This is a genomic window from Streptococcus sp. 4886 (genome assembly GCF_013276485.1).
Lineage (GTDB): Bacteria > Bacillota > Bacilli > Lactobacillales > Streptococcaceae > Streptococcus.
In genome coordinates, this window is record NZ_VMLD01000004.1 from 139,824 (window position 1) to 155,067 (window position 15,244).

At 40.5% G+C, this 15,244-nt stretch carries 9 protein-coding genes; all 9 read right to left on the bottom strand.

All coding sequences use genetic code 11. The annotated features are described in order from the left end of the window. Nucleotides 1-4 precede the first annotated feature (4 nt). The 9 genes from glgA to HT679_RS02185 all read right to left on the bottom strand — a co-directional run bounded on the left by glgA (nucleotide 5) and on the right by HT679_RS02185 (nucleotide 14,477). Complete coding sequence (gene glgA / locus HT679_RS02145) at nucleotides 5-1,438, bottom strand: glycogen synthase GlgA (protein ID WP_173212644.1); 1,434 nt, start codon at nucleotides 1,436-1,438, stop codon at nucleotides 5-7. Continuing rightward, complete coding sequence (gene glgD / locus HT679_RS02150) at nucleotides 1,435-2,574, bottom strand: glucose-1-phosphate adenylyltransferase subunit GlgD (protein WP_173212646.1); 1,140 nt, start codon at nucleotides 2,572-2,574, stop codon at nucleotides 1,435-1,437. Before glgD ends, glgA begins: the two co-directional genes overlap by 4 nt. After that, nucleotides 2,564-3,706, bottom strand: coding sequence for a glucose-1-phosphate adenylyltransferase (locus HT679_RS02155; protein ID WP_049512069.1), 1,143 nt, complete (start codon nucleotides 3,704-3,706; stop codon nucleotides 2,564-2,566). Before HT679_RS02155 ends, glgD begins: the two co-directional genes overlap by 11 nt. Continuing rightward, on the bottom strand, nucleotides 3,696-5,624 hold the full coding sequence (gene glgB / locus HT679_RS02160) for a 1,4-alpha-glucan branching protein GlgB (protein WP_173212648.1): 1,929 nt from the start codon (nucleotides 5,622-5,624) through the stop codon (nucleotides 3,696-3,698). Before glgB ends, HT679_RS02155 begins: the two co-directional genes overlap by 11 nt. A gap of 381 nt (nucleotides 5,625-6,005) precedes the next feature. Continuing rightward, nucleotides 6,006-8,285: a type I pullulanase gene (gene pulA, locus HT679_RS02165; protein WP_173212650.1), complete on the bottom strand. Its 2,280-nt coding sequence runs from the start codon at nucleotides 8,283-8,285 to the stop codon at nucleotides 6,006-6,008. A gap of 115 nt (nucleotides 8,286-8,400) precedes the next feature. Further along, nucleotides 8,401-10,359, bottom strand: coding sequence for an NAD-dependent DNA ligase LigA (ligA, locus tag HT679_RS02170; protein ID WP_173212652.1), 1,959 nt, complete (start codon nucleotides 10,357-10,359; stop codon nucleotides 8,401-8,403). 92 nt (nucleotides 10,360-10,451) lie between these two features. Beyond that, nucleotides 10,452-11,630 (bottom strand): MFS transporter, encoded by a 1,179-nt coding sequence (locus HT679_RS02175; protein WP_173212654.1) that lies wholly within the window; start codon nucleotides 11,628-11,630, stop codon nucleotides 10,452-10,454. Between the two features lie 79 nt (nucleotides 11,631-11,709). Next, a complete protein-coding gene (locus HT679_RS02180) occupies nucleotides 11,710-12,573 on the bottom strand; it encodes a MutR family transcriptional regulator (protein WP_173212656.1) in 864 nt (287 codons plus the stop codon). 2 nt (nucleotides 12,574-12,575) lie between these two features. Continuing rightward, on the bottom strand, nucleotides 12,576-14,477 hold the full coding sequence (locus HT679_RS02185) for an ABC-F family ATP-binding cassette domain-containing protein (protein WP_173212658.1): 1,902 nt from the start codon (nucleotides 14,475-14,477) through the stop codon (nucleotides 12,576-12,578). Nucleotides 14,478-15,244: the final 767 nt, after the last annotated feature.

The window sequence follows — 15,244 nt, forward strand, 5'->3', positions numbered from 1 at the left end:
TCTATTAATTAACTAAACTATGGTACAAGTCAAGATATGACCTGCAGGCTGTATCCCATGAGAAGTCACACTCCATAGCTTGTTTTTGTATGTTTTTCCAAATATCAGGATGATTTCTATACAAGTCCAATGCTGTTTGGAAAGTCCAATTTAACCAGTAAGGAGATAGATTGTCAAAGCTAAAGCCAGTACCGCTCCCTTCGATTGGATTGAAAGCGCGAACGGTATCTCGCAAGCCTCCAACTTCATGGACCAACGGCAAGGTTCCGTAACGCATCGCCATCATTTGAGACAAGCCACACGGTTCAAAACGACTTGGCATGAGGAAGAGGTCACAAGCAGCGTAGATTTCTTGAGCAAGTTTGACATCAAAAGTGATATTTGCTGATAGCTTGTCTGGGTAAATCTGAGCAAACCATGAGAAAGCTCCTTCAAAGGCTGGATCTCCAGTTCCCAAAAGAACAATCTGAACATCTTCTTGCAAGATATGGTGCAGACTTTCTACCACCACATCAAAACCTTTTTGACGTGTCAAACGAGAAACAATTCCCACCAGTGGAACGTCAGCTCTAACTGGCAAGCCAACTCTTTCTTGTAATTTTGCCTTGTTTTGGGCTTTCCCAGACAAATCTTCCTGATTAAAATGATAGTCTAAAAGAGCATCCGTCTGAGGATTATAAAGGTCAGCATCAATCCCATTCACGATACCAGAAACTTTACCAGACTCCATTCGAAGAATCTGATCCAAGTTACATCCGAACTGACTGGTCATAATTTCATGAGCATAACTAGGTGAAACTGTTGAAACACGGTCAGCATAAAGAATACCAGCCTTCATCCAGTTCAGACAGTTGTTCCAGCGAAGGGTACCATCAGCATAACGCTCAAAGCCAACTCCAAACAAATCCCATAACATTCCTTCTGAAAATTGTCCTTGAAATTCCAAATTATGAATGGTTAAAACAGTTTTAATACCTTGATAGGCTTGAATCCAACGGTATTTTTCCTTTAACAAGAACGGTATCATGGCTGTATGGTAGTCATGAACATGGAGAAGGTCAGGAATGAAGTCAATCCTTTCCATAGCCTCAATGGCGGCAAGTTGGAAGAAAGCGAAACGTTCCCCATCATCAAAATCACCGTAAACATGGCCACGGAAGAAATAATATTGGCTGTCAATAAAGTAGAAGGTTACACCGTTTAAGACGGTTTTCTTAATCCCACAGTACTGTCTGCGCCAACCAACACTCACCTCGAAATGAAGAACATCTTCAATCTGATTTCCAAATTTAGCCTCTACCATGTCATAGTAGGGTAAAATTACTGCAACTTCATGTCCCGCTTTTACTAGTGATTTAGGAAGAGCGCCAATGACGTCTCCCAGACCACCTGTTTTTGAAAAGGGTGCACCCTCTGCTGCTACAAATAAAATTTTCATGAATGAATATCCTCTGTTACTTTGCTACCTTTCTTAACGACAACTGGATGTTCTGCAGTTCCTCGAATCACAATACCAGGCTCAACTTCAACACCCTTGTCCAAGATAGCATATTCGACCTGAGCACCTTCTCCAATCACAACACGAGGGAAGAGCAGGCTATCTTTAACCAGGCTATCCTTATGGACATGAATATTACGTGATAGAACAGAATGAGCCACTTGACCTTCAATGATACTACCAGACGCAAACTGAGAAGTACTTACCTTAGATGTATTAGCATAGTAAGTTGGCTCTTCATTTTTGACCTTTGTATAAATCTTTTGGTTTGGTGAGAAGAGAGAGTAGAATTTTTGTGATTCAAGCATATCTTTATTAGCTTTGTAATAAGACTCTACAGAGTGAATATTTGCAAGGTAGCCTGTATACTCGTAGGCGAAAGCTCCCTCTTTTGCAGCCAAATCCCGTAAAACATAACGCAACTTCTCTGGATGTTCTTTTTTAGCTTCTTCTTCCAAGCGTTCAATCAACCACGGTGTATCAACGACAAAGATATCTGTAGACATATTGAACGTTTCAGCTGTTGACTTACTATCAAAGAGTTTATGAGAAAGAACATGGTCTGTTTCATCCACTTCTAAGATTGCATTTACTTCTGAAATATCTTTCTTAGCTAGTTTTTTATAAACTACAGTGACAGGCCCTTTTGTTGTACTATGTAGGTGGAAAACTTGGTTCAAATCAATGTTAATCAAGACATCGCAGTTGAGGGCAACCGTTTGGTTTGAGCCAGAACGTTTCAAATAAGTAAGAAGCTGTTGGTAGTATTCTTTTCCAACTGTGCTACTTTCTACACGGGTATTGTAAATTCCTAGATAATAGTGACTAAGAAGAGTTGACAAGCCCCACTCACGTCCTGAGCGGATATGGTCAAAGACTGAGCTGATATTATCCTGCTGGAAAATACCAAAGACACTACGAACACCTGCATTAGCAAGACTAGAAAGCGGGAAGTCAATCAAACGATATTTCCCACCAAATGGCAAACTTGCTACTGGACGGTGGTCCGTCAATGTCGACATATCATGAAAACCAACTGTATTTCCTAAAATGGCAGAATATTTATCAATCTTCATCTGTTGCTACCCCCACTACTTCATCATATCCTACAACTTGTACTTCATCTGTTCCATCAATTTCGACACCGTCAGAAATAATCGCACCTTCACCAATAATGGCACGTTTAATCTTAGCTCCTTGACCAATGATAGCTCCACTCATGATAACTGAATCAACAACTTCCGCTCCTTCGCGAACTTGCGCGCCTGTTGAAAGGATAGAATGTTTAACAGTTCCATCAACGAAACATCCGTCTACAACTAATGAGTCTTCCACATCAGCATTTGCCCCGAGGAAGTTTGGTGGTGAAATCAAGTTTCTTGAGTAAATCTTCCATTGACGGTTACGACTATCCAAGGCATTTTCTGGAGAAATGTACTCCATGTTCGCTTCCCAAAGTGACTCAATCGTACCAACATCTTTCCAGTAACCGCTAAATTCGTAAGCATAAACACTTTCACCTGACTCAAGGTAATTTGGAATGACATTTTTACCAAAGTCTGACATGTCAACCTTACTCTTTTCAGCAGCGACTAACATATTACGAAGGCGTTGCCAATCAAAAATGTAGATTCCCATAGAAGCTTTTGTAGATTTAGGTTGAGCTGGTTTTTCTTCAAATTCAACAATACGATTGTTAGCATCTGTGTTCATGATACCAAAACGGCTCGCTTCTTTAAGAGGGACGTCTAAAACTGCTACTGTCAAGCTGGCATTATTATCCTTGTGAGATTGGAGCATATCATCATAGTCCATTTTGTAGATATGGTCCCCAGACAAAATCAAGACATACTCAGGATTGACACTGTCGATATAGTCGATATTTTGGTAAATAGCGTGACTAGTCCCTTCAAACCAACGATTTCCTTCACTTGCAGAATAAGGTTGAAGAATAGAGACACCTGAATTAATACCGTCTAAGCCCCAACTTGAACCATTCCCAATATGGTTGTTGAGAGCAAGTGGTTGATACTGTGTAATGACCCCAACATTATGAATCCCTGAGTTGGCACAGTTTGATAGGGCAAAGTCAATGATGCGGTAGCGCCCACCAAATTGCACAGCTGGTTTTGCAATACTTTGAGTGAGTTTACCGAGACGAGTTCCTTGCCCACCAGCAAGAATCAAAGCTAACATTTCATTCTTCATTTTCTACTCCTTTTTGGTTTTTACTTGTGACGGTTTTAGTAGGTTTCAAGCGGCGTTTGATTTTCCAGACACTAGCTCCCATAGCTGGTAGGGTAAAGGTTAAGGTCTGCTCATAATCTTTCCATAGTCCTTCTTGCGTTTGAACAGTTTGATTATGTTCTTTCCAAACGCCTCCCCACTCTTCTAACTCAGTATTCCAGACTTCTTCGTAAATTCCTGCAACGGGTAATCCGATTGTAAAATCTTTCCGTTCAACAGGTGCCATGTTAAAGATACAGACTAACATTTCTCCCTTTTTACCCTTACGAATAAAGGAAAGAACACTCTGGTCTCGATTATCCGCATCAATGATTTCAATACCATCATAGCTGGTATCGATTTCCCACAGACAGCGGTTGTCTTTGTAAAACTGGTTTAGCTGAGAAGTGAAATACTTCATCTTAGCATTCATTGGGTCTTCTAGGTTAGACCACTCCAACTGTTCTTCAGATTTCCATTCTAGGAATTGACCGTATTCGCTACCCATGAAGAGCAATTTCTTACCAGGGTGACAAATTTGGTAAGTGTAGAGATTGCGCAAGCCTGCGAATTGATTGTAACGATCTCCCCACATCTTATGCATCATACTCTTCTTGCCATGAACCACTTCATCGTGCGAGAATGGCAAGAGATAGTTTTCATTGAAAACATACATAAAGCTGAAAGTCACTAGGTTAAAGTCATATTTACGATAAATCGGATCTTCTTCGTAGAAACGGAGGATATCATTCATCCAGCCCATGTTCCATTTGTAGTCAAATCCTAGACCACCAAGCTCTTTCATTCCCGTAATCTTGGTTGCAGACGAACTTTCTTCTGCAATCATCATCACATCTGGATATTCTAACTTAATAATGTCATTCAAGCGTTGAAGGAAATAATAACCTTCATAGTTGAGATTTCCCCCATCTTTATTAGGTGTCCATGGAGCATCATCATAGTCCAAATAGAGCATGTTGCTAACAGCATCCACACGAATACCATCCAAATGATAGACATCGATCCAATGCTTAATACAAGAAATCAAGAAGGACTGGACTTCATTTTTTCCAAGGTCAAAATTGAGAGCGCCCCAACCATAGTTATGAGCCTTATTATGGTCTTGGTATTCAAAAGTCGGTGTCCCATCATAATAGGCTAAGGCATCATCGTTGATGGTAAAGTGACCGGGTACCCAGTCTACGATAACCCCAATATTATGGATATGACACTCCTCGACAAAATCTTGAAACTCCTCTGGTCGGCCATAGGCATGCTCTAAAGCGAAGTAACCCATAAGCTGATACCCCCAACTCAAGCCTAGTGGGTGGGACATCAAGGGCATAAACTCAATATGAGTATAGTTCATTTCAACGAGATAAGGAATGAGTTCATCCTTGAGCTGGGCAAAACTATAAGGACTGCCATCAGGATTTCTTTTCCATGAGCCAGCGTGAACTTCATAGATATTGACAGGACGTTCAGCAAAGCCCCAACGTTTTCTTCGTGCCAGCCAAAGTCCATCCCTCCATTTCTTCTCAGGAAGCTCTGTTACGATTGCCCCTGTTCCTGGACGAGCCTCATATCTGACAGCAAAAGGGTCAATCTTCATCAGTTGATGACCATTTTGACGTGTGACATGATATTTGTAAATATGCCCTTCTTGAGCCATATTGGTAAAGACTTCCCAGACCCCAAAGTCATTTCTTACCATTGGAATCTGACCCTCAATCCAGTTGGTAAAATCACCAACCAAGTGAACAGCCTGAGCATTAGGTGCCCAAACACGGAAAGTATAGCCACACTCTCCATTCACTTGCTCTTTATGTGCTCCTAGATAATGCTGAAGGTGAAAATTTTCTCCTGTCATAAAGGTGCGCAAAGCTTCTCTTTTATCCATAATACCCCCTCTTTTATGTAAGCGTTTTCTATGTTTTTATTATACTACCTTTTTAGAGAAGATTCAAGTAAATTACTATACTTCTTTAAAATTATTTTGAAAATCTTCAACAAATTCACTGATGTGTCCACTTGTAAATCAATGTTTTTTCAAAAAAATGTGAAAACGCCTTTCTTTTCTCTACTATAATACCAAAAAGTTCGTATTTTTGCCACCAATATTATTTTTTTATAGCAAAAAATAAAACCAGGAAAATAATTTCCTGATTTTACACGTTTGATGAAAATATTTATCAAATTTTCTATACAAGTGAGTTGTTAGCTAAGCTCTTTCTATTCGTTCACTTCCAATGATGTGTTAGAATAGCGAGATAGATGGTCTTTATAAAACACTCAAGACGGCTAGACTAATATCATCTAAAACATTATCTTCTTTTGAGCGACTGTTGGTTACCAACATAGCTAAATTTCCTGCATTTTCAAATTGATAGGGTTCTGATTTAGCATTCACAACCACCAAGAGGTGTTCTTTGCCGTGAACTTCATAGATAAGGCAGCCGCTATGTTCAATCGCAGAATGCACAAAGACATGATGGTAAATTTCATCATAGCTAGAGTAAGAAAAGGCACCAGTTTTTGTCTTCAATCGGATGACTTGACGGATAAACTCAATACTGTCTTGACGCTCATTGATCAAATCCCAGTTCACTTGGTTCACACTGTCTGGAGCATTATAGCTATTCATCGCACGCTCTCTATCATCATGTGTCAACTCACCATTCTCACCAGTCGCAACCAGTTTGGTACGACCAAATTCTTGACCGATTTCCATAAAGGCCATCCCCTGCATGAGCAGATTCATGGCTGTGGCTGTCTCGACCTTGCGCATGATTTGTTCTGAACTTTGGTCTGGATGTAGGGTTGCCAATAAATCGTGAAGATTGTAATTGTCATGGGCTTCCACATAGTTAAGCACTTGATTTGGATGTGTATAGGTTCCTAATTCACGACTTCCTAGGATTGCTTTGGCTAGAATTGGCTCTGTCGCAGCACCGCTGACAAAACCTGATTTAATTGCACCGTAAACTTCTCCACCTTTGACAGCATCACGCTGATTGTCATTAAAGAAACCAATATTTGGCATTTCGTAGGCGTTGTCTTTCTTAGCCTTATCATAAGGGGCAAGGCCTGTTCCCATATCCCATCCTTCTCCATAGAGGATAATGTTAGGGTCGATTTCATCCAAGCTCTGACGAATCATCTGCATGGTCTTGACATCATGAATCCCCATCAAGTCAAAGCGGAAGCCGTCAATATTGTATTCTTGCACCCAGTATAGAAGAGAATCAATCATGTACTTACGGAACATTTCGTGTTCACTGGCTGTTTCATTTCCAACACCCGTTCCATTCTGGAAGGTACCGTCTGGATTCATACGATAATAGTAATCAGGGACTGTTGTTTGGAAAGGTGCATCAACTACTGAGAAGGTATGATTATAGACCACATCCATAATGACACCAATGCCCGCATCGTGATAAGCTTGAACCATGGTCTTCAAGTCGCGAATGACCTGAGCTGGATCCTCTGGATTAGTTGAAAAACTAGTTTCTGGTGCGTTATAGTTTTGTGGATCATAACCCCAGTTGTAGGTTACATTCCCGTCCTCATCGTATTCTTTGTGACGGTCTGCAATTGGTTGCAACTGAACATAATTGTAGCCCAACTTCTTGATGTGATCAAAAGCAGTTGACTGGCCATACTGATTAACCGTTCCAGTTTGAGCAGCACCTAAGAAAGTTCCTCGAAGATGTTCATCCACACCTGAGGTCGGTGATTGGGTCAAATCACGAATATGCATTTCACAAATAACTGCCTTACATGGATTTGTCAAACGCCAAGTAGCCTCCAAACCGTGCTTAACCTCAAAGTTTTCAACTTGCTTTTCTGCATGACTCAAAATAGCTGAACGTTTGCCATCAGGGCTGGTCGCGATTGTATAAGGATCACGTGTCAGTGTTTCGTGATGAGGGAATTGGACTTGATACTGATAAGCCTTACCAGTCAAATCTTCCTCAACATCCAAACTCCAGACACCAATAGTATTGTCCTTATGGTTATAAGAGTAGCGATTGCCTCTTTCCATATCAAAAGTTTTCCAAACAGGTGTATCATTAGCAGCTGATTCATAAACCACAACCTGCACTGCTGTCGCTGTTGGTGACCAAAGGGAAAAATGAGCCTGATTGTCCTCTACACGGCAACCCAGTTCCCCTTGGTAACCCCAATGATGGTCAAAACTAGCACTGTTAATGGCCTTATCAAAGGCAAAAGGATTTTGATTTTTATAGAAAGGACTGGCAATAGCAGGATTTTCAGAGTAATAAATCCTATCATCGCCTTCCAAAATCCAGACCTCTGTTAATAGGGGATAGTGATTAAAACGGATAGCATATTCTTTACTAGTTTGACCTGTATGAACCACAAAATTCAAGCTTTCTAAGGGATGAACGCTTGGGTGTTCAAAGCTAAATAAAGCACCAAAATAATCTTCTTGGTAAGTTAGTAAATCAATTCGTTGATCCTTACTCTTTACAAAAGAGCAAGTGTCATATTCGCCATTCTTGCGATGGTAATGAATGCGCATAGGGTAGGTATACATTTTTATTTTTCCTTTTTATTTTAATTTATTTCTGTTTCACTAATAAATTCTTGACCAATCTCGTCTCGATTAACAGACATAGTCAAATTATCTAAACTCTGGTTTTAAACGAACATTACAAACTTTCTAGCCATGCTTCATCTCGAACCTCAATACCAAGTTCTTGTGCTTTTTGCAGTTTACTTCCAGCGTCTGCACCTGCCACGACGAGGTCGGTCTTTTTAGAAACGCTGCCTGTTACCTTGGCACCTAGACTTTCGAGTTTATTTTTAGCTTCTGAGCGCTTGAGTCGTTCTAATTTTCCAGTCAATACAACGGTCAAACCTGACAAGGCTGCATCCGCTACAACACTCTGTCCTTTATAGTCCAGATTGACCCCAGCTTCTTTCAATTCTCTGAGGAGAATTTCAGAGCCTTCTGTCGCAAAATAAGTCTGAAGACTCTTGGCAATCACACCACCCAGACTTTCAATACTAGCCACTTCCTCTGGATCTGCCTGAGCCAGATTTTCAATCGAGTGAAAATGTTGAAGTAAGAGCTGACTGGCCTTACTGCCGACATGGCGAATTCCCAAACCAAACAAGAGCTTCTCGGCAGAATTTTCCTTAGATGCTTGGATAGCCTGATACAGTTTAGCAGCGGATTTTTCCTTAACCCCCTCTAAAAGGAGGAAATCCTCTTCTTGCAAACGATAAATATCCGCCACATCCTTGACTAAATTGGCAGCGAAAAGTTTCTCAACAATAGATGGACCAAGGCCTGTAATATTCATAGCATCACGAGAAGCAAAGTGAATCAAGCCTTCCATGATTTGAGCAGGGCAACGCGGATTAATACAACGGAGAGCCACTTCATCTTCAAAGTGCAACAAGTCAGAGTCACAACTTGGGCAGTTTGTAGGGATATCTAGTTTTTCTTCAGAAACCCGCTTGGACTCTACCACACGTAAAACGGCAGGGATGATGTCCCCGGCCTTATAGACGATAACCGTGTCGTCTTTGCGGATATCTTTTTCAGCAATATAATCCACATTGTGCAGAGTTGCACGGCTAACAGTTGTACCAGCTAGCTGAACAGGAGTCAGATTAGCAGTTGGAGTCACAACACCGGTACGACCAACTGTCCAGTCAACTGATAAGAGTTGAGCTTCTTTTTCTTCAGCTGGGAACTTGTAGGCTACTGCCCACTTTGGAGCCTTAACGGTAAAACCAAGTTCTTCTTGGCCTGCTAGGTCATTGACCTTGATTACCACTCCATCGATATCATAAGGCAGATTTTCCCGTTCCTCTCCTACTTCTTGGATAAAATTCCAGATTTCATCTATATTTTCAGCCAAGATTCGCTTAGGATTGACCACAAAACCAAGCTGTTCTAGGTGCTTCAAAACCTTTTCTTGACTATCACGAGTTGAAGGGCTGGCTTCTTGATAGAGGAAAGTCGCAAGATTACGCTTGGCAACTACTGCTGTATCCAGCTGACGCAAGGTTCCTGCCGCCGCATTACGAGGATTGGCAAATTCAGGCTCTCCATTTTCTTGGCGACCTTGGTTAACCTGGTCAAAAGAAGCGCGTGGCATGTAACATTCCCCACGAACTGTAATATCAAGTTCTTCTGGCAAGGTCAAAGGAATGTCCTTGACACGCTTGAGGTTTTCTGTAATATTTTCACCAACAGAACCATCTCCACGTGTTACACCAGCAACCAAAATCCCCTTTTCATACGTCAGCGAGATAGATAAGCCATCGATTTTCAGCTCACAAATATAGGTCGGATGAGCCACTTCCTTACGAACACGCGTATCAAATGCTTCAAGCTCCTCACGTGAAAAAGCATCCTGCAAACTATAAAGAGGATACTGATGACTGTATTTTTCAAAACCATCTAAGACTTTGCCACCAACACGATGGGTCGGACTGTCTGCTAATACTTGATCTGGATAGGCAGCCTCCAACTCAACCAACTCACGGTAAAGGCGGTCATACTCACTATCTGAAACCGACGGATTGTCGCTGGTATAGTACTCAGTCGCATAGCGATTGAGCAAGGCGACTAACTCATTCATTCTTTTATTCATAAGACCATTTTACCATAAAACAAGCCCTCCTCACAAACGAGAAGGGCGGAAAAAATACTTAGATTGGAATTATTTTTAAAACTCAAACAGACTTATGTCTCTTTTTCAAAATGAGTCCGAACATATCCGAGAGCTAAGAAAGATAAGGCTACAACTCCAAGTCTAATAATCAAGAAAGAAGAGAGATGTACACTTGGCAAGACTGTCATAAATCCTTTTGCAATAGGCATAAATAGAATAGCTAAGGTAAAAATTGTACTCAGTACTCTCCCAAGAAATTCGCTCTCAACCTTGGTTTGTACTTGAGTAAAAAAGTGAATATTGAAAATCGTCATAAACAATTCACAAACGAAATTACCTGAAAAAGTAAGATAGGATGGGAGGGAAAATCCCATTATCATCATCCCAAGTCCAGTCAGAGCCAATAAAAATAAAAGCATTTCCATACTGGCTTTAATCTTACTAGCTAGCAGAGCCCCAATGATGGAACCGATAGCACCCATAGTTAAAATAGTGGCATAGGCACCTTGAACTCCATAGAGCTGATTTGAAAAGGGAAGGAGGTAATTAAAAGCTGCAAAAAAGAAATTAACGCTAGAAGCTACCAGCAAAAGGAAGAAAATTTCTTGCTGATGCCAGATATAGTGTAACCCATCCTTGATATCTATAAAAATATCTCTCCCAGTAAAAGCCTTTTTCTCTTGAACTCCTGCTTCCTCTTTTGGAAGGAAAGCCACTAGAACAAAAGCAATGAAAAAAGTCAGCGAGTCTAGTAGTAGCGTCATATGGAGACTTGCAAACTGTAAAACAAGGAAGGAAAGAACAGGAGAGCTAACACCTACAACCTGCAAAACCAGCTCTAAGCGAGAATTATAGATCACAATCTCATCTTTCTCCACCACTTCAGTTATAATAGCTTTATTGGCTGTACGAGAAAAGGCAAAAGCAATCGCCTGCACAGTATTGGCAAAAATCAAAGCTCCAATCATCCAGCTGTCATTCCTTATGAAAGAAATGGCCAGACAAAGAATCCCACAAACAAGGTCTGTCACCATTAAAATCCTACGACGAGAAAAACGGTCTGAAATGACTCCGCCAAAAGGATTTACGAGAATAGATGTGACGAGTTCAGAAATCTGATACATTCCTAAAACAGTCTGCCCGATAGTCCCCATGGAAGCCAACCAGACACTATTTCCATAATCATAGAGCATATTCCCTATCTTGTTAACAGCTCCACGACTAATCAACTGTACTGCATAGCGATTCATATAAAAACTCCTCTCAAATTTTGAAACTATTGTATCAAAACTGAAAGGAGCATTTTATTTTTTCCCTTATTTGGGAAAATTAATCTTTGACAAATTTTTCATAGTGTTCCTGATAGTAGGCGACTTGCTCTGGAAGACCTAGTACGTCAAAAATATGCATGGCTTCTTGCATTTGGCTACAACCTTCTTTACACTTTCCTTTTTGATATAAGGCAAAACCTTTTAAATAATGGAAAACATTACGCTCATAAAGCTTAATACCTTTACCAATAATCTTCTCTGTATAAGTCTCAAAATAGCTTGCATTGTCAAAAGAAGAATGCTCTAAACAATGCTGGTAACAATTGAGGGCCAAAATCAACACTAATCTCTTATGGCGACCAATCTCTTGGTAAAATTCCTCCCTCTCCATAACTTCTCTACCAATCCGAGTGACATAGTCCACATCGTAGAAACTATAGAGATTCCCGAAAAGAATCAACTCATACATGGTCCATTCTTCTGTTTTGAAGAGATAATCTGCTACCTTATCCAAATCATCCTGCTTCATCTCATAAGTCGCATCTCTTTGACAAATCAGACCTTGCAACAAAATCCAGTTCAGCTCAAAATAAAGGGGATTCGTCGAACTCTTAGCCTTTTCAAGTTGTTCCCTTTGAAGCTTTTGAAAACCTGCAATATCATTTGAGTAGTAAAGAGGTATAATTTGTGCCATCATAGAAACATGTTCATGATTATGAAAATCCCTTGCCTTATCCATGAAATTTTCGATTGTGACATGAATGTTATCCAAAATCTCAAAGAAACGTGAAACTGCTAGGTCAGACTCCCCAAGCTCAAAGCGAGATAACTGAGAGGTAGAGCAAGACTCCCCTGCCGCCTCCTTTAAAGAATAATTTCCACTTGTCCGAAATTCACGAAATACTTTTCCAAGATGTTCCATCTTTACACCTGCTCTGATAATTCTTCCCACTCAAGCATAGCTTCTTCCTGACGATGGCTGATTTTGTCCAGCTCAGCCTGTAATTCCATCAGTTCGACGGCATCGTTTGTTTCCAACATTTTTTCAGAAATGTCTTGGCTTTGACTTTCTAACTCTTCGATTTCAGCCTCTAGACTTTCAATTTGTCTCATGAGTTTGCGAACTTCTTTTTGACTTTCTTTCTGAGCTTGATAGTCATTGACTGGACTTGAGTCTTTTACTTGATTGTTAGTTGAAGCTTCCTCAGCCTGAGTCATTTCTACTTCTGCTTTCTTCTCAACATAGTAGTCGTAATCTCCCAAGTAAAGAGTCGAGCCATTCTCTGACAATTCCAGTACATGAGTGGCCACACGATTGATAAAGTAACGGTCATGGCTGACGAATAGAAGAGTTCCATCAAAGTCAATCAAAGCATTTTCCAACACTTCCTTGCTATCAATATCCAAGTGGTTGGTCGGCTCATCCAGAATCAGGAAGTTGTTGTTTTCCATAGACAATTTAGCCAAAAGCAAACGAGCTTTCTCGCCACCTGACAGCATGCCGACGGATTTTTTGACATCATCTCCTGAGAAAAGGAAGGCACCTAGGCGGTTACGGATTTCAACTTCTGGTGTCAGTTTAAAATCATTCCAGAGTTCATCCAGCACCGTATTACTTGGTGTCAGCTTGCTTTGGGTCTGGTCATAGTAACCAACCTCAACATTAGCGCCAAAGCGCTTTTCACCCTTGATAAAAGGAATCTGGTCTACTATAGACTTGATAAAGGTTGATTTCCCAATACCATTTGGACCAACGATGGCAACAGCATTCATCTTACGAAGGTCTAGGTTGATAGGCTCTGACAGTACTTCCTCATCATAGCCAATGGCCGCATTTTCAACAGTCAATACAACATTACCAGAGTTTTTTTCCGACTGGAAGGTCATATTGGCTGCTTTCTTGCCAGATTCAGGTTTATCCAAACGTTCCATTTTTTCCAGTTGTTTTCGGCGAGACTGGGCACGTTTGGTCGTTGAAGCTCGGACTAGATTGCGATTGACAAAGTCTTCCAGAGCTGCAATTTCCTTCTGTTGCTTTTCATAGTTTTTTGCCTCAGTAGCTAGTTTTTGCTCCTTCAACTCGACAAAGCGAGAATAATTGCCCACATAGCGGTCCAAAGAATGCTTGGTCAAATCCAGCGTAATCGTTGCAACCTTGTCCAAGAAATAACGGTCATGGCTAACAATAATGAGGGCACCGCTATAGTTTACCAAGTAATTCTCTAGCCAGGCAATGGTTTCAATATCCAAGTGGTTGGTTGGCTCGTCCAAGACCAAGAGATTGGGCTTTTCAAGGAGCATTTTGGCTAGAGCCAAGCGAGTATTTTGACCACCTGAAAGTTCAGATATTTTCATCTGCCACATAGACTCGTCAAACTTGAATCCATTTAAAATCGCTCGAATATCAGCTTCATAAGTGAAACCACCTGCTTGGCGAAAATTCTCAGATAAGCGGTCGTAATCTGACATCAGCTTATTCAAGTCCTCACCAGACTTTTCACCCATCTCCAGCTCCATCTGACGAAGTTGTTTTTCCGTCCGACGCAAGTCATCAAAGACATGAAGCATTTCATCGTAGATGGTATTTTCAGACTCAAAACGGCTATCTTGGGCTAGGTAAGACAGAGAAATATCTTTTTTCTTATTGATTTCTCCACTAGTTGGCTCCTCTTCTCCAACCAAAATCTTCAAAAGAGTAGACTTTCCTGCACCATTTTTCCCAACAAGGGCAATCCGGTCTCGTTCATCAACCTGCAGGTTAATATTATCGAAAAGAACCTCTCCTGCAAAAGAACGTTCAATTTTATTAGCTTGTAAAATAATCATACAAGTAGTATAGCATGTTTCCCTAAGGCATTCAAGATAATGGTAAGTATTTTAGCGAAGGATTTGTAACATAAAATAAATTATGTATATTTTATATTACAAATCCTTCGCTATCTTGTTGGATTTTCTAATAAGCTAATCTTGCTTCAAATAGTTATCGCACAATTCTATTATTTAATTCTTTTCATTATATACGTACGTATAGCGGATTGAAATAAGATGAGAACAAATCGATTGAGGAAGTAAAATTAATTTCTATAAATGTTTTAGAAATTGTTTCGTACTATTTTAGATTCAACTACTATATATACAATATTTTCGGAGCATTCAACTTTTTAACTCTATTTATTACTAGATTATTCCCCCCTTCGCTCCACTTCCATTACAGAAGTTTCCTCACTACTATGGGCTCGGCTGACTTCTCATGATTCGTTGTTACTACGCTTTCAGCGCTCATGATACCTCGCGGATAAGTCGTACATCTTTCCTAGTTTATACAAGATATGAGGACGTTAGAAGGTTACAGTGAAAATAGGAAATCTGACGCAGAGTCTTTAGGCACTAGGAAGATTTATCTTTTTCACACAAACCTTAGTCCGAATTCAATTACTCTCGTGATTTACGCATATAGGTTACGACTACCTTTTTGGACTTTAGAGTTTTGAGCCCCCTTATCCGCTATATACGCCTTACTATCACGTTCCTGTTCGTAGAGCCACGATTTCGCCATCCCTTCCTCTGACGATTCTTATTTCCAACGTCAGACT

What these genes read in the sequence shown, in the direction of transcription:
- glgA (WP_173212644.1), bottom strand. Translation starts at nt 1,438, where the DNA reads ATGAAAATTTTATTTGTAGCAGCAGAGGGTGCACCCTTTTCAAAAACA.
- HT679_RS02175 (WP_173212654.1), bottom strand. Translation starts at nt 11,630, where the DNA reads ATGAATCGCTATGCAGTACAGTTGATTAGTCGTGGAGCTGTTAACAAG.
- HT679_RS02185 (WP_173212658.1), bottom strand. Translation starts at nt 14,477, where the DNA reads ATGATTATTTTACAAGCTAATAAAATTGAACGTTCTTTTGCAGGAGAG.
- pulA (WP_173212650.1), bottom strand. Translation starts at nt 8,285, where the DNA reads ATGTATACCTACCCTATGCGCATTCATTACCATCGCAAGAATGGCGAA.
- HT679_RS02180 (WP_173212656.1), bottom strand. Translation starts at nt 12,573, where the DNA reads ATGGAACATCTTGGAAAAGTATTTCGTGAATTTCGGACAAGTGGAAAT.
- glgB (WP_173212648.1), bottom strand. Translation starts at nt 5,624, where the DNA reads ATGGATAAAAGAGAAGCTTTGCGCACCTTTATGACAGGAGAAAATTTT.
- ligA (WP_173212652.1), bottom strand. Translation starts at nt 10,359, where the DNA reads ATGAATAAAAGAATGAATGAGTTAGTCGCCTTGCTCAATCGCTATGCG.
- glgD (WP_173212646.1), bottom strand. Translation starts at nt 2,574, where the DNA reads ATGAAGATTGATAAATATTCTGCCATTTTAGGAAATACAGTTGGTTTT.
- HT679_RS02155 (WP_049512069.1), bottom strand. Translation starts at nt 3,706, where the DNA reads ATGAAGAATGAAATGTTAGCTTTGATTCTTGCTGGTGGGCAAGGAACT.